Origin of the sequence: Pseudomonas antarctica, assembly GCF_001647715.1 — a bacterium.
Taxonomy (GTDB): Bacteria; Pseudomonadota; Gammaproteobacteria; order Pseudomonadales; family Pseudomonadaceae; genus Aquipseudomonas; species Aquipseudomonas antarctica_A.
In genome coordinates this window covers 4,506,904-4,524,650 of the sequence record NZ_CP015600.1, presented here as the reverse complement: position 1 = coordinate 4,524,650, position 17,747 = coordinate 4,506,904, and the positions used below count along the sequence as shown (strand labels likewise).

The following is a 17,747-nucleotide window of genomic DNA, read 5'->3' as shown; positions in this document are numbered from 1 at the left end:
ACCCACATGAGCTTCGGCGCCGATGAAGAAATCCTTCAGGATTTCCTTGTAGAGGCCGGCGAAATTTTAGAGCAACTGTCCGAGCAACTGGTCGAGCTGGAAAGCCGCCCGGATGATGCGAACCTGCTCAATGCAATTTTTCGCGGTTTTCACACTGTAAAAGGGGGCGCCGGCTTCCTCCAGCTCCATGAGCTGGTGGAGTGCTGTCACATCGCCGAGAACGTATTCGACATCCTGCGCAAGGGTGAGCGACACGTCGACTCGGAACTGATGGACGTGATTCTCGAAGCATTGGATGCGGTCAACGGCATGTTCAGTGAAGTGCGCGAACGTGCACCGATCACGGCGGCCACGCCGGAACTGCTGGCCGCCCTGGCGCGCCTGGCAGAACCTGCCGACACCTCGGTTGCCCCGGTGGTGGAAGCGGCGCCTGTGGCCGAGCCGGAAGCGGACGTGACGGACAGCGAGTTCGAGCAGTTGCTCAACTCCCTCAGTGCGGTGAAGGCCGAAGCTGAAGCACCGCAAGCGGTCGCCCCGCCTGCAACGCCGACCAGCGAAGACATTACCGACGCTGAATTCGAGTCCCTGCTCGACCAGTTGCATGGCAAAGGCCAGTTCGCTGCCGACGCGGTGGCACCTGCCGCTACGCCGGAAGTTCCGGCTGCCAGCGCCAGCGCCAGCACCGACATTACCGACGACGAATTTGAAGCGTTGCTCGACCAGTTGCATGGCAAAGGCACCTTTGCGGCCGAAGCCTTGCCGGAAGTCGCGGCCACGGCCACCGTCGCGCCTGCCGTGCCTGCCGCCAGCGCAGAGCCTGCCGCTGACGGGCTGATCTCCGATCACGAATTCGAAGCCTTGTTGGACGAATTGCACGGCAAGGGCAAGTTCACCGAAGTGGCCCCGGCTGCTGCGGCGACCGCCACGCCTGTCGCGGCGAAACCTGCGCCGGCCAAAGCCGCCGCGCCGGTTGCCGCCAAGCCCGCTCCAGCCCCTGCAGCCGCCCCGGCGCCTGCACGTGCCGCAGCGGCACCCGTGGCCGAGAAGCCTGCCAGTGAAGCCGAAACCACCGTGCGCGTTGATACCGCACGCCTGGACGACATCATGAACATGGTCGGCGAACTGGTGCTGGTGCGTAACCGCCTGGTGCGCCTGGGCCTGAACAGCGGCGACGAAGCCATGCAGAAAGCCGTGTCGAACCTCGACGTGGTCACTGCTGACTTGCAGACCGCGGTGATGAAAACGCGGATGCAGCCGATCAAGAAAGTCTTCGGCCGCTTCCCGCGTCTGGTTCGCGACCTGGCACGCCAGCTCAAGAAAGAAATCAACCTGGAACTGGTGGGTGAAGAAACCGACCTCGACAAAAACCTTGTCGAGGCCCTGGCCGACCCGCTGGTCCACTTGGTGCGCAACGCCGTCGACCACGGCGTCGAAACCCCGGAAGAGCGCGAAGCCTCGGGCAAGTCCCGTAACGGCAAGGTGATTCTGGCGGCAGAGCAAGAAGGCGACCATATCCTGCTGTCGATCACCGATGACGGCAAGGGCATGGACCCGGCGATCTTGCGCAATATCGCAGTCAAGCGTGGCGTGATGGACAAGGACGCCGCCGACCGCCTGACCGACACCGAGTGCTACAACCTGATCTTCGCCCCGGGCTTCTCGACCAAGACCGAGATTTCCGACGTGTCCGGCCGTGGCGTCGGCATGGACGTGGTGAAGACCAAGATCAGCCAGCTCAACGGCTCGATCAATATCTACTCGACCAAGGGCCAGGGCTCGAAGATCGTCATCAAGGTGCCGTTGACCCTGGCGATCATGCCGACCCTGATGGTGATGCTGGGCAACCAGGCGTTCGCTTTCCCGCTGGTCAACGTCAACGAAATCTTCCACCTCGACCTGTCGCGCACCAACGTGGTGGACGGCCAGGAAGTGGTGATCGTACGCGACAAGGCGTTGCCACTGTTCTACCTCAAGCGCTGGCTGGTGGCATCGGCCAAGCATGAAGAGCAGCGCGAAGGCCATGTGGTGATTCTCTCCGTGGGCACCCAGCGGATCGGCTTTGTCGTCGATCAACTGGTCGGCCAGGAAGAAGTGGTCATCAAGCCTTTGGGCAAAATGCTGCAGGGAACCCCGGGCATGTCGGGTGCGACCATCACCGGTGACGGTCGGATCGCGCTGATTCTCGATGTTCCGAGCATGCTCAAGCGTTACGCCGCACGGCGTATTTGATTCTGGCGGGGCAGGGCGGTTTGCCCGCCCCGCCTAACGGAGTGTTTATGGCAGTCAAGGTCCTGGTGGTGGACGATTCGGGTTTCTTCCGCCGCCGCGTCTCGGAAATTCTTTCCGCCGATCCAACCATCCAGGTGGTCGGTACGGCCACTAACGGCAAAGAGGCGATTGATCAAGCCATTGCGTTGAAACCGGACGTGATCACCATGGACTACGAGATGCCGATGATGGATGGCATCACGGCTGTTCGGCATATCATGCAGCGCTGCCCCACCCCGGTGTTGATGTTCTCCTCGCTGACTCATGAAGGCGCCCGGGTGACCCTGGATGCGCTGGACGCCGGTGCGGTGGACTTCCTGCCGAAGAATTTCGAAGACATCTCGCGCAACCCCGAGAAGGTCAAGCAGATGCTGTGCGAGAAGGTGCACAGCATTTCGCGCAGTAACCGTCGCAGCCTGTTCAGTGCGCCGGCGCCTGCACCGGTTGCGGCGCCGGCGGCGTCCACTGCGCCCACTTCGTCGTTTGCTCGCCCAGCGCCTGCGCCAGTGGCGCGCCCTGTGGCGCCGCCGGTGCGCGCTTCTGCGCCGAGCGCGCATTCGCCAGCGCCCAAGCGCAAGGCCTACAAGCTGGTTGCCATCGGTACATCCACCGGCGGCCCGGTGGCCCTGCAGCGGGTGTTGACCCAGCTGCCGGCCAATTTCCCGGCGCCGATCGTGTTGATCCAGCATATGCCCGCGGCCTTCACCAAGGCCTTCGCCGAGCGCCTGGACAAGCTGTGCCGCATCACCGTCAAGGAAGCCGAGGATGGTGACATCCTGCGTCCTGGCCTGGCACTGCTGGCCCCGGGCGGCAAGCAGATGATGGTTGATGGCCGTGGTGCGATCAAAATCCTGCCGGGTGACGAGCGCCTGAACTACAAGCCGTGTGTGGATATCACCTTCGGTTCGGCGGCAAAGTCCTACGGCGACAAAGTTCTGGCGGTGGTGCTCACCGGCATGGGCGCCGACGGCCGTGAAGGCGCTCGCCTGCTCAAGCAGGGCGGCAGTGCAATCTGGGCCCAGGACGAAGCCAGCTGCGTGATCTATGGCATGCCCATGGCCATCGTCAAAGCGGACCTGGCCGACGCCGTGTATAGCCTGGACGATATCGGCAAGCATCTGGTGGAGGCCTGCCTCTGATGGATGTATTGAGCCTGATTGGCATCATCATGGCGTTTGTCGCAATTATCGGCGGCAACTACCTCGAGGGCGGCCACCTCGGCGCCTTGGCCAACGGCCCGGCTGCGCTGATCGTGATTGGCGGCACCGTGGGCGCTGCGTTGTTGCAGTCGCCCATGAGTTCGTTCAAGCGCGCAATGCAAATCCTGATCTGGATTATTTTCCCGCCGCGCGTTGATCTGCCCGGTGGTATCGACCGCGTGGTCAACTGGAGCCTCACCGCACGCAAGGAAGGCCTGCTGGGCCTGGAAGGCGTGGCCGATGCCGAGCCCGACAGCTACGCGCGCAAGGGCTTGCAGTTGCTGGTGGACGGCGCCGAGCCGGAAGCGATTCGCAGCATCCTGGAGGTGGATTTTCTCACCCAGGAAAGCCGCGACATCAACGCCGCCAAAGTCTTTGAAAGCATGGGCGGCTACGCGCCAACCATCGGTATCATCGGTGCGGTGATGGGCCTGATCCACGTGATGGGCAACCTGGGCGACCCGTCGCAGTTGGGCAGCGGCATTGCCGTGGCGTTTGTCGCCACCATCTATGGCGTGGCGAGTGCCAACCTGGTGTTGTTGCCGGTGGCGAGCAAGCTCAAGTCGGTTGCCATGCGCCAGTCGCGTTACCGCGAGATGTTGCTTGAAGGTCTGTTGTCGATTGCCGAGGGTGAGAACCCGCGCTCCATCGAATTGAAGCTCCAGGGCTTCATGGACTGATGGGAGGTATTGAGTGTGAGCCGTCGCCGTCGCGAGCCTGAAGAACACGTCAACCATGAACGCTGGCTGGTGTCCTACGCGGACTTCATCACCTTGCTGTTCGCGTTTTTCGTGGTGATGTATTCCATCTCGTCGATCAACGAAGGCAAGTACAAAGTCATTTCCCAGGCCCTGATCGGCGTGTTCAATGACACCGACCGTGCCCTGAAACCGATTCCGATTGGCGAAGAGCGGCCCAAGACCGTGACCCCGGCCAAGCCGCTGGTCAACGACAGTGATGAAATCGCCGCCGGCATCGGTGGCACCAGCGACCCGCTGAAAAGCATCGCCGATGACATCAGCGCCGCCTTTGGCGACCTGATCAAATCCAACCAGATGACCGTGCGCGGCAATGAGTTGTGGGTCGAAATCGAGCTGAACTCCAGCCTGCTGTTCGCCAGCGCCGACGCATTGCCGAGCGACCAGGCGTTCACCATCATCGACAAGGTCGCGGCGATACTCAAACCGTTTGAAAACCCGATTCACGTTGAAGGCTTTACCGACAATTTCCCGATCAGCACTGCGCAGTACCCGACCAACTGGGAGCTGTCGTCGGCCCGGGCGTCGAGCATCGTGCGCATGCTCGCGATGCAGGGCATAAACCCTGGGCGCCTGGCGTCGGTGGGCTATGGTGAATTCCAGCCGGTGGCCAATAACGCCACCGCCGAAGGCCGAGCGCGCAACCGCCGCGTGGTGCTGGTGGTGTCACGCAACCTGGATGTACGCCGCAGCCTGACCGGCACCGGTACCGCCAATGCAACACCGGATGCGGCCTTGAAGCGGGCTGGCACACAAACTGCACCGCCAACCGTTAAGCCGTCGGTTCGTCAGAGCGCCGTCAATTCTCCGTCACCGGCTCAATAACTTTATGCAATGTCTCGGTCGCGCCATCGCCTGCCGGGAGGAACCAACCGAATGAGAGTCTGGGCAGTTGCCAATCAAAAAGGTGGAGTCGGCAAGACGACCACCTCCATCGCCTTAGCCGGCTTGCTGGCCGAGGCGGGCAAGCGTGTGGTCGTGGTCGACCTGGACCCGCATGGCTCGATGACCAGCTATTTCGGCTACGACCCGGATGCGCTGGAGCACAGCTGCTACGACCTGTTCCTGCACAAGGGCAGCGTGCCGAGCGATTTGCCCGGGCAGCTGTTGCTGCCCACCAGTAACGACAGCATCTCCCTGCTGCCGTCGAGCACCGCCCTGGCCACCCTTGAGCGCCAGTCGCCGGGGCAGAGCGGTTTGGGCCTGGTGATCGCCAAGACGCTGGCGCAACTGTGGCAAGACTTCGACTACGCGATCATCGACAGCCCGCCGTTGCTCGGTGTGCTGATGGTCAACGCCTTGGCCGCCAGCCAGCAGTTGGTGATCCCGGTACAGACCGAGCACTTGGCGGTCAAAGGCCTGGAACGCATGGTCAGCACCCTGGCGATGATCAACCGGTCGCGCAAACAGGCGCTGCCATTCAGCATCGTGCCGACCTTGTTCGACCGCCGCACCCAGGCCTCCCTCGGCACTTTGCGTGTGTTGCGTGATGCTTACCCGGAGACCATCTGGCAAGGCTACATTCCAGTGGACACGCGCCTGCGTGACGCCAGCCGTGCAGGCCTGACGCCTTCGCAGTTCGACGGCAAAAGCCGTGGCGTGCTGGCCTACCGCGCCTTGCTCAAGCATCTGCTGTCGCAGCAGCTTGTGGCGCAGGTGGCGTGATGAACCGTCCCGTCAAACTCAAGACTCGGCCGCAACTGGCACTGGAATCCTACCTGGATGCCCTGCTGCAGGATGCGACCGAGGAGGAACTGCCGGAACCGATTCTGGTACTTGAACCGGTCGTAGAAGCAGAAAGCACGCTGGATGAATTCCAGCTGGCTGTGCTGGAAGAACAGGCGCGTGATGCCCACGTTGTGGTCGCACCGGTTGTCGCACCGGTAGCTCCAGTAGTTGTGGCGCCCGTGGTGGTCGAGCCGGTGGTGGAAGTCCACCTGCCGCCGAGCATCACGCCGCCGCCGGTGAGCGGTGATGACCGCCCGGCATGGGCCGCCGAGCCGTTCGAATGCCTGCTGTTCGACGTCGCCGGGTTGACCCTGGCGGTGCCGCTGGTGTGCCTAGGTTCGATCTATTCGCTTGAAGGCCAGGAGCTGACACCGCTGTTCGGGCAACCGGAGTGGTTCCTCGGCATCCTGCCAAGCCAGGCCGGTAACCTCAAGGTGCTGGACACCGCGCGCTGGGTGATGCCCGACCGCTACCGCGATGACTTCCGCCAGGGTTTGCAGTACGTGATCTCGGTGCAGGGCTACGAGTGGGGGCTGGCGGTGCATCAAGTCAGTCGCTCGTTGCGCCTGGACCCGAACGAAATCAAATGGCGCAGTCACCGAGGCCAGCGGCCTTGGTTGGCGGGCACCGTGATTGAGCACATGTGCGCCTTGCTCGACGTCGCCGAACTGGCCGAGTTGATCGCCAGTGGCGCCGTCAAGGCGATGCCGCAGAACAAACGCAGTTGATTGAACAATAAGGTCCGCATGCAAGTGCGGTCAGCGAAGCACACACGCCGTGTACAACGGCATTTGAAGGGGTCAGGGGTATGAATAAGTCAGCGTCCGCACAAAGTTTGGATGATCCGATCCTGCAATGGGTTACCTTCAAACTGGACAACGAGTCCTATGGCATCAACGTGATGCGCGTGCAAGAAGTGCTGCGCTACACCGAAATTGCGCCGGTACCGGGTGCGCCAAGCTACGTGCTGGGCATCATCAACCTGCGCGGCAACGTGGTGACGGTGATCGACACCCGCCAGCGTTTTGGCCTGGCGCCGACCGAAGTCAACGACAACACCCGAATCGTCATCATTGAAGCCGACAAGCAAGTGGTCGGGATCATGGTCGACAGCGTGGCCGAAGTGGTTTACCTGCGCCAATCGGAAGTGGAAACCGCGCCGAACGTGGGCAACGAGGAATCGGCCAAGTTCATCCAGGGCGTGTGCAACAAGAACGGCGAACTGCTGATTCTGGTTGAGCTGGACAAGATGATGAGCGAAGAAGAGTGGTCGGATCTGGAGAACATCTGATTGTTTCTTGAAGCGGCGGTGATTGTCCTGGCCCTGTTGTGGGCCGGGACGTTGGCTTTCCTGCTGCGCTATATGCGCCAGCAGCGCGAATTGGCCCTGCAACAGGCCGAGCGCGACGGCGTGCGCGACCGGCGCATTCTGGACCTGGTCAAGCGCGTGGATCACTTCCAGCAGAGTGCGGTGAAGGTCGGGGACGAGGTGCACGAACTGCGCGCGATCCTCGGGCCGTTGCCGGACAAGCTGGCGCAGATCGAACAGCGCGACCCGTCGAGCCTGTCATTTGCCCAGGCGGCGAAGCTGGTGGGCATGGGCGCGACCGTGGATGAGCTCACGCAGTCGTGTGGGTTGACCCAGGCTGAGGCGCAGTTGATGAGTAAATTGCACAAGAGCTGACGTAGGTTGCTGCATCTGTCCGACGTTGCTGGCTGACTTTCCTGTGGCCAGCTCCCACGGTTGACCGAGACGTTGCGGGTCGTGTCACAAGTGCCTCGCACAGTCAGGGCACTTTCTCGTCTGTGTGATGACCAATCCTGCACCTGTAGGACGGTTCACTCACAAGGATGAAGAATGTCTTTCCACGCGCTCGTTGGAATAAAAACGCTTGGTTTGCGGCCGTCTTGCGCTGCTGCCTGCGTCCTCATCTGCGCTTTTGCGCTCAGCGCCTGTACCCCCTTTCAACCGCCGCCCCCAGACTTCTCGCAATGGTACAAATCCGGTGTATCCCTTGACGGCGTAAAAACCGCCATGCGTGCCTGCGGGTACACCAACCTGGACGGTGCGGGAGACCGATCGCCTGTCGATATCAGGCTGACGCGCTTCTACTGCATGAAGGACGCGGGCTTCAACCGCAAAGACAAACTCGACCTGTGCAAGACCGGGCGCATCAGTGAATCACCGGTGTGCGAAGGCCGCCGTTAACGCTTAATCAAAAGGAAACAGGGATGAGCACCACACGCAATGGAGTGTACGGCGCCGCTTTGGTGTTGGCAGTGGCAGGTTTGGGCGGTTGCGCTTCGTCGATGACCGAGACCGGCGAGCCCGGGGTGAAGATGGGGGACAGCTACGCACAGGTGCTCGCGGTAGTGAGCCGCAACAATACCGTGATCAAGCAGGTCGATGGCCAGGGCTTTCGCGCGGAAGGCTACTCGACGATGTTCAAGGATTGCCGCATCAAGTATTTCATCTTCCAGGGCGCCGATGGTTTGCAGCGCGTGAAGTACGATCCGGCGCCGCTGTTGTCGGTAAACCAGAATTGCCGCCAGCCGTAACGGCCCTTTGTTTCTCCGCGAGTGAATGCAAATGACCGGTTTGCGTGTTATGCCCGTTGCGTTGCTGGTGCTGCTGACCGGGTGCGGCCAGGTGGCGAACATCCGTTCCCTGTCCACCGGCTATATCCCGCCGCATTCCGGCGAGACCGCCCGCGTGCGGTTGATCACCGATGGCCTGGTGCGCGCAGTGCCGGGGCGTGACTGCCTGGACTGGAATGTGCCGGGCGCCGGGGTGATGGTGTCGAGCAAATCCGGTTTCCCCGACCACAATGGCGAAAGCCTTAACATGCCCGGGCCGGTGTATACCTGGAACGGTGCGGTGACCACGGAGCTGGTGGTGCCTGCGAACCAACCGATCGCGCTGCATTACCTGGGGCAATTGCAGTATGCCCGGCAATGCTTCAGCAGCATGACCTTCGTGCCTCGACCTGGCGTGGACTACAGGGTGCAGGCGACCATTTATGCGGACTGTTCAATCCAGTTGCATGAGCTGTCTGCGGACGGCAAGCAATGGGACGCCGTAGAACCTGTGCCCAAGGGCAAGGTATCGATGTGCAACGCGATGGATAACTTCTAGACAGGCAATAAATTTGCGTCCCCGATGGCTTTTTTCTCTCCGGCAAAGGTCAACATCCTTCAAGTACCTTTAAACCCAGGAGATCCCCACATGACCACCCACAAGGCACTGCTGATTCTGCACGGCAAGCAAGCCCTCAATGAGGATGTGCGCGCCGCCGTGCAGGCCCGGCGCGAACTGGGCTGGGAGCTGGCGGTGCGAGTCACGTGGGAGGGCGGCGACGCCCAGCGCCTGGTCAATGAGGCGCTGGCTGACGGCTATACCCACCTGATTGCCGGCGGCGGCGACGGCACCTTGCGCGATGTGGCCGAGGCCATGGCGTTGGCCAAGACCGAGGCCAGCCTGGTGCTGATGCCGTTGGGCACCGCCAATGATTTCGCCCGCGCCGCCGGTGTGCCATTGGATCCTGCCCGCGCACTGGCCCTGCTGGATGTGCCGCCAAGGGCGATCGACCTCGGGCAGGCCGGTGGGCAAATATTCCTCAACATGGCCACTGGCGGTTTTGGCAGCCAGGTCACCGCCAACACCTCCGAAGACCTGAAAAAAGTGCTGGGCGGCGCGGCCTACCTGTTCACCGGCCTGACGCGTTTCAGCGAATTGAAGGCCGCTTATGGCGAGTTGGAAGGGCCGGGCTTTCACTGGAAGGGTGACCTGCTCGCCCTTGGTATCGGCAACGGTCGCCAGGCGGGCGGTGGGCATGTGTTGTGCCCTGGCGCGTTGGCCGATGACGGCTTGCTGGACATCAGCATCCTGCCGGCGCCCCAGGAAGTGGTCGGCACGCTGCTCACCCTGATGAGCGATGGTTGGGGCCTGGACAATATGTTTGTGCGGGCGCGCTTGCCGTGGGTCGAGATCAAGGTGGCCGAAGGGCTGTACATCAACCTGGATGGTGAGCCCTTGAAAGGTGACGACTTGCGCTTCAGTGCATTGCCCAAAGCCCTGCGCGTTCACTTGCCACTGGCGTCGCCGTTAGTCGTCCAGGCTGATGATCTGCTCGCGAACGGCGAATAACACCAGGCCCGCCACATCGAATATCTGCAGGCGTTTCATGATCTGCGAGCGATGCGCCTCCACGGTCTTGATGCTCAAGCCCAGGCCCTGGGCGATTTCCCGGGTGGATTTGCCGCGCACGATCAAGCGCAGAATCTCCAGCTGGCGTGCCGTGAGGTTGTGGCTGTCCGCGACGGCGCCGATGGGGCCCTGGCTGCGGATCAGCGCCTGATTGATCACCGTGTGGGCAATGGCGGGGCTGAGGTAGCGCTCGTTGTTGCGCAAGGCCATCAGGGCGTGTTCCAGCTCGTTGGCCGTGGTGTCTTTGAGCAGGTAGCCATGGGCGCCGGACTCCAGCGCGCGCATGATCAGCTCCGGATCGGTGTGCATCGACAGGATCAGCACCTTGCTTTTGGGGTAGGTCGCCTTGAGTTGCTGTAACGCGTCCAGGCCACCGGTGTATTTCATCGACAGGTCCAGCAGCACGATATTCGGTTGCAGGGTGCTGAATTTCTCCAGCAACTGCGCGCCATCGCTGGCCTCGCCGACTACGGTATAGCCGGGCATATCCTGGATCAGCGCGCGTACGCCGGCCCGGATCAGTGCGTGGTCATCCACCAGGAGTAAAGTGCAGGTCACTCGAGAACCTTAGGGGAACTGGCCCGATCGAGGGCGCGGGGCGCCCAGGGGAAAAGCGCATCGATCCGTGTTCCTTTGCCTGGCTGGCTGCTGACCGTCAAAGCGCCCCCCAGTTGATCGATCCGCTCGGACATGCCGGCCATGCCTCGTTGGCCTTCCCGGCCCGGGTTGATGGCGGGCGAAAAGCCCCGGCCGTCATCGCAGATCATCAGCGACAGGCCTTCGGGCAGGCGTTGCAGGCGTACCAGCAAATTGTGCGCCTGGGCATGGCGAAGCATATTGGTCACCGCTTCCTGGGTGATGCGAAACGCTGCCACGGCCATTTCTTCCGGGATACCGGTCAGCCGTTGCTGGCATTCCAGGCTCCAGTGGATCGGGGTGTTTTCCAGGGTCTTGAGCAAATGCGCGCGCAGGCTCGCCTCTAAACCCAGGCTGGCCAGCTGCCGAGGGTTGAGGATGGCGGACACGTCGCGCACTTTGGCCAGGGTTTCATTCAAGGTGTTGCACAGCACTGTGCATTGGCTCTGCAGGTCGTCCGGCAGGCGACGCTTGAGCCATTCGCTTTGCAGTTTGGCGGCGGTGAGCAGTTGGCCGATGTCGTCATGCAGTTCGCGGCTGAGGCGGTGACGTTCGTTTTCCTGGACTTGCAGCAGGCGGTCGGCCAATTCCTGTGGCTGGAATTTTATCGACTTGCGCGAGCCCCACTGCTGCAAGCCCACCACCACCAGCGTGGCCAGGTTGAGCAGCAGAATCAGTAACGGCAACGGCGCGGAGCGGCTGTAGGCCCACAGGCTGACCAGCAGTGAGCAAAGGCACAGGGCGAGGACCAAGCGACGTGTATTGCTGCGGGACACGGACCTTGCGATGAGTGACTTTAGGCTGGCGTACATAGCGGATGGAGCCAATGAAGGTTCGCTGCGGGAAGACCGGTCACGGCGGCTGACAGGGCTCTATTTGGAATACGGTGCAGAAACGTTTTTTTATACATGATGAAGTTGAGTCACTTCGAGCGGGGCATAGTATCACCACTATTACCGTTGGTCGCCTGGCGCCGCACGCTGGCGGGTTTAATAACCGGCCAAATGCGCCGCGCCTTGGTCCTATAGTTCAAAGGACCCCTAGGTTAAAAACGGATAGTTATATAAATCAAGTTGGCGGGTATCGTTACTGCGTTGATGGCTAATTGATATGTTTTTGCCCGCGTACCTTTATCGACCGCTAAAGGAACGGTCGTTTTTAGATAACTTGGCGACAAATACGACCTGGTCAGCGCTCAAGACGCGTGATGCACACGCTGCTGCGGTTTATTAGCGAAGTCTTTTTGTGGGATCTGCAAGGTTACCGTCGCAATCAGTGTGGTTTGTTCGCTTTTATCCAGGGCCAGTTCGCCGGTGCGGGTGTCGATCAGCTCCAGTTGCCACGCCAGCAGTGTCAGGCAGTCATGCAGGGCATTCAGCGCCTGGTCATGCAACTCCATGGGGCTCGCGGCATTCGCAATCAGGTATTGAATATGCCGGGAGAATTCGCTGATCGCCTGCAGGGCCAGGCCTTCGGCTTTTTCAGCCAGGTTGGCCAGGCTGCTTTTCATGCAGTCGATGGCGTCGCTGTCATTGCGAATCAGATGCAGGTGGTTCAAGCACTCTTGCGATTTTTCCAAGAGCATTTCGGCTTCGAGCAGAAATTCGGGAAGTGCGGTTTGCCATTCGTTTGCATTGTTCATCATGCAAGTCTCCGCAACATAAGGTCGGGTGGTGAGATGTCGCACCGGGTGAATGGCGTAAAACTACCGCTGAAATATGACTGAGATCTGTAGCCTGGTTCTGAAATTTCAGTAGGACCGTTATTTGAATGATCGCGATAGCTGTAGAACGCCCTCGTCATTCGGGCCGCTTGCACAACTTTGGCTGCCGCCACGTATACGTCTGGAAGACCCGTGGGCCGAGGGCTTGGGATGGCAAACAAAAGCCTGACTCCATTCATGCAATGAGAATGGCGTCACATTAATGGCTATTAGATATCGCGAATATCAGGTTGGGCCTGATTGTGCGTAGGGGAATCCCTTACACAGCGGAACCTCGCGTCGATTTTTAGGTCGCGCAACGTGGGTGTACTGCCGTTTGGAGAGGCGGTTGCAGTAAACCATGATGTCAGTGTGACATCAATGAATTTACATGGCATTTTACAAGGGTCAAGGTCTGGCGCTTGCCGCCGATAACAAGCGTAGTGAACTGCACAATCCCACATCAGGAGCTTTCAATGGCCGGCATTCTCGACACGGTAGATCAACGCACGCAACTGGTGGGTGAGAATCGCCTGGAGATTCTCATGTTTCGCCTGGCGGGACGGCAGCTGTTCGCGATCAACGTGTTTAAGGTGCAGGAAGTCTTGCAGTTGCCCAAGTTGACCCTGATGCCCCAGCGGCATCCATTTGTGTGCGGTGTGGTCAACCTGCGTGGCCAGACCCTGCCGGTGATTGACCTGTCCCAGGCCATCGGCATGCGCCCGCTGGTGCCGGGGCCCAACAGCACGATTATCGTCACCGAGTACAACCGTTCGGTGCAGGCCTTCCTGGTGGGCGGCGTGGACCGCATCGTCAATATGAACTGGGAAGCCATCCTGCCGCCACCGGCCAGCGCCGGGCGCCAGCATTACCTCACGGCCATCAGCAAGGTCGATGACCAGTTGGTGGAAATCATCGACGTGGAAAAAGTCCTCGCTGAAATCGTGCCCTATAACGCCAAAGTCTCCCGTGAAAAACTCGAAGACCCGGTGTTGGAACGCGCCCGTGGCCGTGAAGTACTGTTGGTGGACGACTCCAATGTGGCCCTCTCGCAACTGCGCGACACCCTGGGGCAACTGGGCGTGAAGATGCATATCGCCAGTGACGGCCTCAAGGCACTGAACATGCTCAAGGCCTGGGCCGACACCGGCCAGGTGATGACCGACAAATTGCTGATGATCTTCACCGACGCTGAAATGCCCGAGATGGACGGCTACCGCCTGACCACTGAAATCCGCAACGACCCGCGCCTGCGTGGGCTTTACGTGGTGTTGCACACTTCGTTGTCGGGCAGCTTCAACGACTCGATGGTGAAGAAGGTCGGTTGCGATAACTTCCTGTCCAAATTCCAGCCGGACAAGCTGGTGGATGTGGTGCGCCAGCGACTGATGCTGGACGAAGTGCCCGCATGACCTTAGGGTGACGCTTTGCCCCTCAGGAATGCAGGCCCATGCTTCGTCTCAGCGCGCTTTACCGTTATCCCTTGAAGTCCGGCAAGGCCGAAACCTTGCCGCACATCGGCCTGGATAAACTCGGGCTGGCCGGTGATCGACGCTGGATGCTGGTGGACGAAGGCAGCGGGCGGTTCCTCACGCAGCGGGCGGTGGCGAAGATGAGCCAGTTGTCGGCGTTGTGGAACAGTGCCGGTGGCCTGACCCTGAGTTCACCTGGTTTTGCGTCGCTGGACGTGGCCCTGCCGAGCAGCGACGCCGAATTGCGCGGCGTGACTATCTGGCGCGACACCTTGCGCGTGCCGGATGCGGGCGCCGCGGCGGCGGCCTGGGTCAGCGACTTTATCGGCAAGCCGACGCGGTTGGTGCAAGTGCCGGTGGAGCGCGCGCGAACCACTCAAGATGGCTACGGCAAGGATGACGACAAAGTTGGATTCGCCGATGGCTTCCCGCTGCTGTTGATCGGCCAGGCCTCCCTGGATGACTTGTCCCAGCGCATTGGCCGCCCCATGGAGATGCTGCGGTTTCGCCCCAACCTGGTGATAGAAGGCAGCGAGGCCTTCGCCGAAGATGGTTGGAAGCGTGTGCGCATTGGCGATGTAGCTTTTCGCGTGGTCAAGTCGTGCTCACGCTGCATCCTCACCACCATTGACCCATCCAGCGGCGAGCGCAGTGCCGACCGCGAACCGTTGACCACGCTCAAGACCTACCGCGAGCAGGACGGCGATGTGATGTTTGGCCAGAACCTGGTCAACGACGGCCTGGGGCACCTGGAAGTGGGTATGCCGGTGACCATTCTCGAGTAATTCATTCGCCCATAAAAAATGCCCGTCTCCTGCGAGATGGGCATTTTTTTGTCCGGGCGAACGCTTAGCCGCGGTATTCGCACAGGTAAGCCGTGTCTACAGCGACCTTCAGATGGAACTTGCTGTTGGCCGGTACATTGAACTGGCTGCCGGCGGCGAAGGTTTCCCAGTCGTTGGCGTCAGGCAGTTTGACGCTCAAGGCGCCGGACACCACGTGCATGATTTCACGCTGGGCGGTGCCGAATTCGTATTCACCCGGGGCCATCACGCCGATGGTCGCCGGACCTTCTGCGGTGCCGAAAGCGATCGACTTGACGGTGCCGTCGAAGTATTCGTTGACTTTGAACATGGGGGAATCCTCGGAAGAAAGGGGCTGGAAAGGTTGGCCAGTATGCCCAAGGCGAGGGGAGCTGCCTAGACCGGCAAAATCAACGGCAGCAGGCGTGCGGTGTTGCGCGCATCTTCCAGCGCCCGATGTTGCTGGCCATGGAACTGCATCCCCGCCAATTGCAGCGCGCCGTTGAGCCCCAGCGGCTTGTCCAGGCGCCGGGCCTTGGCGAAGCGCTGCTTGAGGTTCACATGCGGCGTCTGGGCAAGCGCGCTGGCCAGGCCATGGCGTTGCCATTCAAGCTCAAGCTGTGCCCGATCGTAGTCACCCCAACTGGCCCAGCCTTCCAGGCGTGAGTGATGTTGGCCCAGCCAGCGCTCGAAGAGCGGCCATACCTCGGTAATCGGCGCAGCAGCGTCGATGTTGGCCTGGGTGATGTGAGTGAGCTGGCGGCAGAAAGGCGTCAGCAATGGGCGACGCAGCGGCCGCACAAAGCGCTGGAAGTGATCCAGCTCGCGGCCCTGGCGGTTCACCAGGCTTGCGCCGATCTCGATGACTTCCATCTCCGTCACGGGCCAGCCGCCTTCATCCGTTGTGGCTTCAAGGTCAATAATCAGCCAATGAGGCATCGTGCAGGTTCCCGTACTCGTCCTTTCCTGTTGGGGATAGAGCGTAGCGCGACTGTGTAGTTCCGCGCTGTTTTTTCATGCAACCCGCGCCTTACTCAATCTCCAGCAGAACCTGGCGATTACGCACCTGGTCACCCGCAACCACCTGCATACCTTTGATGACACCGGCGATGCCGGCGGTCAGTGGGTGCTCCATTTTCATGGCTTCCAGCACCAACAGCAGCTGGCCTTTGGTGACGGTCTCACCGACGCTCACGCGTATGTCGACAATCGCGCCGTCCATTGGCGCCTTGACGATGCCGGTACTGGCGTCCGCCTGACGGCTGGCGACTTGTTGAGTGCGGTTAATGACCTTCAAGCCGGGTAGCCAGAGCTGGGTGTCGTCGAGGTGATAGGCGATGCGACGGCGAACGCCGTTGATCACCAGGGTGGCCCAGCGGCCGTCGGTGCTCAGGTGGCTGATGTCGATGCCGTTGGCGTGCAGACGATGGTTCTCCAGCACGCTGACGGCGACATCGCGGACGTCATCGTTGATGTCCAGGCGATAGGTCCAAGGCACACTGGCATTGTTGCGCCATCCCGATAAACCCTGACGGTGGGCATTGGCGTTGGATTGATAAAACAGCGCGGCCGCCAGGGCGACCTGTTCGTTCGTCGCCGGCTGGCGGTTAATTTCATTGAAGTGCTCGGCGATAAAACCGGTGCTGAAATCGCCTGCGATAAAGTCGGGTTGCCTGAGCAGGTCCACCAGCAGTTGCTGATTGGTCGTCAGCCCCAGCAGCACAGTGTCCTCCACCGCCCGCAGCAGTTTGCGTCGGGCTTCTTCGCGAGTGGCCCCATGGGCGATGATTTTGCCCAGCATCGCGTCATAAAACGGGCTGATGCGTTGGCCTTCCAGTACGCCATGGTCAATCCGCACACCGGCGGCGGGTTCCCAACGCAGCACATTGCCGGTTTGCGGCAGAAAGCCCTGGGCGGGGTCCTCGGCGTACAGGCGTACTTCCATCGCATGGCCGGTCAGGGTCACCTCAGCCTGTTTCAAGGGCAGCGGTTCACCGGCGGCGACTTTCAGTTGCCAGTCCACCAGGTCCAGGCCAGTGATCCATTCGGTGACCGGGTGCTCCACTTGCAGGCGGGTGTTCATTTCCAGGAAATAGAAGCGGCCGTTGCGGTCGAGCAGGAACTCCACGGTGCCGGCACCCACGTAATTGACGGCGCGCCCGGCCTTCAGCGCCGCTTCACCCATGGCCTGGCGCAGCTGGGGTGTCATCACGGGGCAGGGCGCTTCTTCGATGACTTTCTGATGGCGGCGCTGAATCGAGCAGTCGCGTTCGCCCAAGTAGATGAGGTTGCCATGGCTGTCGCCGAACAGTTGGATTTCAACGTGGCGCGGTTCGATCAGGGCGTGTTCGAGGATCAGTTCGTCGCTGCCGAAGGCGTTCAGGGATTCAGAGCGTGCGGTGCGCAGTTGGTCGAGCAGTTGGGTGCTGTCGTGCACCAGGCGCATGCCGCGCCCGCCACCGCCGGCGCTGGCTTTGATCATCAGCGGGTAGCCGATGCGGTTGGCTTCCTGCTGCAAGGTGGCGTCGTCTTGTCGGTGGCCCTGGTAGCCGGCGATGCAGGGGACGCCGGCGTCGAGCATGGCGAGTTTGGACAGACGTTTGCTGCCCATCAGTTCGATGGCCTCAACGCTTGGGCCAATAAAGGTCAGCCCCGCGTCAATGCAGGCGTTGGCGAATTGGGCGTTTTCGGAGAGGAAGCCGTAGCCGGGATGCACGGCGTCGGCGCCGGTTTTGCGGGCAGCCTCAAGGATGGCCGGGATGTTCAGGTAAGACTGATTGACCGGAGCGGGGCCGATATTAACGGCTTCATCAGCCATTTGAACGTGCAGGGCCTGGGTGTCGGCATCACTGTAGACGGCGACTGTGCGGTAACCCAGGGCATGGGCGGTGCGCTGGATACGGCAGGCGATTTCACCGCGGTTGGCGATCAGGATTTTGCTGAATACGGGCATTGGATTATCCCTTGGCGTATG

General features: G+C 61.1%; 20 protein-coding genes. 14 read left to right on the top strand and 6 right to left on the bottom strand.

The annotated features are described in order from the left end of the window. Positions 1 to 6 precede the first annotated feature (6 nt). The 12 genes from A7J50_RS20450 to yegS all read left to right on the top strand — a co-directional run bounded on the left by A7J50_RS20450 (position 7) and on the right by yegS (position 10,100). Positions 7 to 2,229: a chemotaxis protein CheA gene (locus A7J50_RS20450; protein ID WP_064453443.1), complete on the top strand. Its 2,223-nt coding sequence runs from the start codon at positions 7 to 9 to the stop codon at positions 2,227 to 2,229. 47 nt (positions 2,230 to 2,276) lie between these two features. Further along, positions 2,277 to 3,407, top strand: coding sequence for a protein-glutamate methylesterase/protein-glutamine glutaminase (locus A7J50_RS20445; protein ID WP_064453442.1), 1,131 nt, complete (start codon positions 2,277 to 2,279; stop codon positions 3,405 to 3,407). Continuing rightward, the gene (locus A7J50_RS20440; protein WP_064453441.1) at positions 3,407 to 4,147 is read left to right on the top strand and encodes a flagellar motor protein; all 741 of its coding nucleotides are present in this window, start codon (positions 3,407 to 3,409) and stop codon (positions 4,145 to 4,147) included. The genes A7J50_RS20445 and A7J50_RS20440 overlap by 1 nt, the downstream gene beginning before the upstream one ends. Before the next feature lie 15 nt (positions 4,148 to 4,162). After that, a complete protein-coding gene (gene motD / locus A7J50_RS20435; RefSeq protein WP_064453440.1) occupies positions 4,163 to 5,050 on the top strand; it encodes a flagellar motor protein MotD in 888 nt (295 codons plus the stop codon). A gap of 51 nt (positions 5,051 to 5,101) precedes the next feature. Continuing rightward, complete coding sequence (locus tag A7J50_RS20430) at positions 5,102 to 5,890, top strand: ParA family protein (protein ID WP_064453439.1); 789 nt, start codon at positions 5,102 to 5,104, stop codon at positions 5,888 to 5,890. After that, the gene (locus A7J50_RS20425) at positions 5,890 to 6,681 is read left to right on the top strand and encodes a CheW domain-containing protein (protein WP_064453438.1); all 792 of its coding nucleotides are present in this window, start codon (positions 5,890 to 5,892) and stop codon (positions 6,679 to 6,681) included. Before A7J50_RS20430 ends, A7J50_RS20425 begins: the two co-directional genes overlap by 1 nt. An 80-nt stretch (positions 6,682 to 6,761) precedes the next feature. Continuing rightward, positions 6,762 to 7,244 (top strand): chemotaxis protein CheW, encoded by a 483-nt coding sequence (locus A7J50_RS20420; RefSeq protein WP_064453437.1) that lies wholly within the window; start codon positions 6,762 to 6,764, stop codon positions 7,242 to 7,244. After that, entirely contained in the window at positions 7,245 to 7,637 is a 393-nt protein-coding gene (locus A7J50_RS20415; protein WP_064453436.1) for a DUF2802 domain-containing protein, read from the top strand. Between the two features lie 174 nt (positions 7,638 to 7,811). Continuing rightward, the gene (locus A7J50_RS20410; protein ID WP_237140859.1) at positions 7,812 to 8,162 is read left to right on the top strand and encodes a hypothetical protein; all 351 of its coding nucleotides are present in this window, start codon (positions 7,812 to 7,814) and stop codon (positions 8,160 to 8,162) included. Between the two features lie 23 nt (positions 8,163 to 8,185). Next, the gene (locus A7J50_RS20405) at positions 8,186 to 8,512 is read left to right on the top strand and encodes a hypothetical protein (RefSeq protein WP_064453435.1); all 327 of its coding nucleotides are present in this window, start codon (positions 8,186 to 8,188) and stop codon (positions 8,510 to 8,512) included. Positions 8,513 to 8,543: 31 nt separating this feature from the next. Next, on the top strand, positions 8,544 to 9,089 hold the full coding sequence (locus tag A7J50_RS20400; RefSeq protein WP_064453434.1) for a hypothetical protein: 546 nt from the start codon (positions 8,544 to 8,546) through the stop codon (positions 9,087 to 9,089). Between the two features lie 90 nt (positions 9,090 to 9,179). After that, a complete protein-coding gene (yegS, locus tag A7J50_RS20395) occupies positions 9,180 to 10,100 on the top strand; it encodes a lipid kinase YegS (RefSeq protein WP_064453433.1) in 921 nt (306 codons plus the stop codon). Here yegS and A7J50_RS20390 read toward each other — a convergent pair. The 3 genes from A7J50_RS20390 to A7J50_RS20380 all read right to left on the bottom strand — a co-directional run bounded on the left by A7J50_RS20390 (position 10,059) and on the right by A7J50_RS20380 (position 12,441). After that, positions 10,059 to 10,718 carry a response regulator transcription factor gene (locus A7J50_RS20390; protein WP_064453432.1) on the bottom strand — a complete coding sequence of 220 codons (660 nt, stop codon included), beginning with the start codon at positions 10,716 to 10,718 and terminating at the stop codon, positions 10,059 to 10,061. The two genes, yegS and A7J50_RS20390, sit on opposite strands and share 42 nt — an antisense overlap. After that, positions 10,715 to 11,608 carry a sensor histidine kinase gene (locus A7J50_RS20385; protein ID WP_064453431.1) on the bottom strand — a complete coding sequence of 298 codons (894 nt, stop codon included), beginning with the start codon at positions 11,606 to 11,608 and terminating at the stop codon, positions 10,715 to 10,717. The genes A7J50_RS20390 and A7J50_RS20385 overlap by 4 nt, the downstream gene beginning before the upstream one ends. A 383-nt stretch (positions 11,609 to 11,991) precedes the next feature. Continuing rightward, positions 11,992 to 12,441 carry a hypothetical protein gene (locus A7J50_RS20380; protein ID WP_208604442.1) on the bottom strand — a complete coding sequence of 150 codons (450 nt, stop codon included), beginning with the start codon at positions 12,439 to 12,441 and terminating at the stop codon, positions 11,992 to 11,994. A 533-nt stretch (positions 12,442 to 12,974) separates the two neighbouring features. Here A7J50_RS20380 and A7J50_RS20375 point away from each other — a divergent pair. After that, positions 12,975 to 13,910, top strand: coding sequence for a chemotaxis protein CheV (locus tag A7J50_RS20375; protein WP_064453430.1), 936 nt, complete (start codon positions 12,975 to 12,977; stop codon positions 13,908 to 13,910). A gap of 38 nt (positions 13,911 to 13,948) precedes the next feature. Beyond that, on the top strand, positions 13,949 to 14,755 hold the full coding sequence (locus tag A7J50_RS20370) for an MOSC domain-containing protein (RefSeq protein WP_064453429.1): 807 nt from the start codon (positions 13,949 to 13,951) through the stop codon (positions 14,753 to 14,755). A 64-nt stretch (positions 14,756 to 14,819) separates the two neighbouring features. Here the strand turns inward: A7J50_RS20370 and A7J50_RS20365 are convergent, their stop codons facing one another. The 3 genes from A7J50_RS20365 to A7J50_RS20355 form a co-directional block, all read right to left on the bottom strand. Continuing rightward, on the bottom strand, positions 14,820 to 15,104 hold the full coding sequence (locus A7J50_RS20365; protein WP_064453428.1) for a pyrimidine/purine nucleoside phosphorylase: 285 nt from the start codon (positions 15,102 to 15,104) through the stop codon (positions 14,820 to 14,822). Positions 15,105 to 15,169: 65 nt separating this feature from the next. Continuing rightward, positions 15,170 to 15,712 carry an exonuclease domain-containing protein gene (locus A7J50_RS20360; RefSeq protein ID WP_064453427.1) on the bottom strand — a complete coding sequence of 181 codons (543 nt, stop codon included), beginning with the start codon at positions 15,710 to 15,712 and terminating at the stop codon, positions 15,170 to 15,172. 91 nt (positions 15,713 to 15,803) lie between these two features. Beyond that, complete coding sequence (locus tag A7J50_RS20355; RefSeq protein WP_064453426.1) at positions 15,804 to 17,726, bottom strand: acetyl/propionyl/methylcrotonyl-CoA carboxylase subunit alpha; 1,923 nt, start codon at positions 17,724 to 17,726, stop codon at positions 15,804 to 15,806. Positions 17,727 to 17,747: the final 21 nt, after the last annotated feature.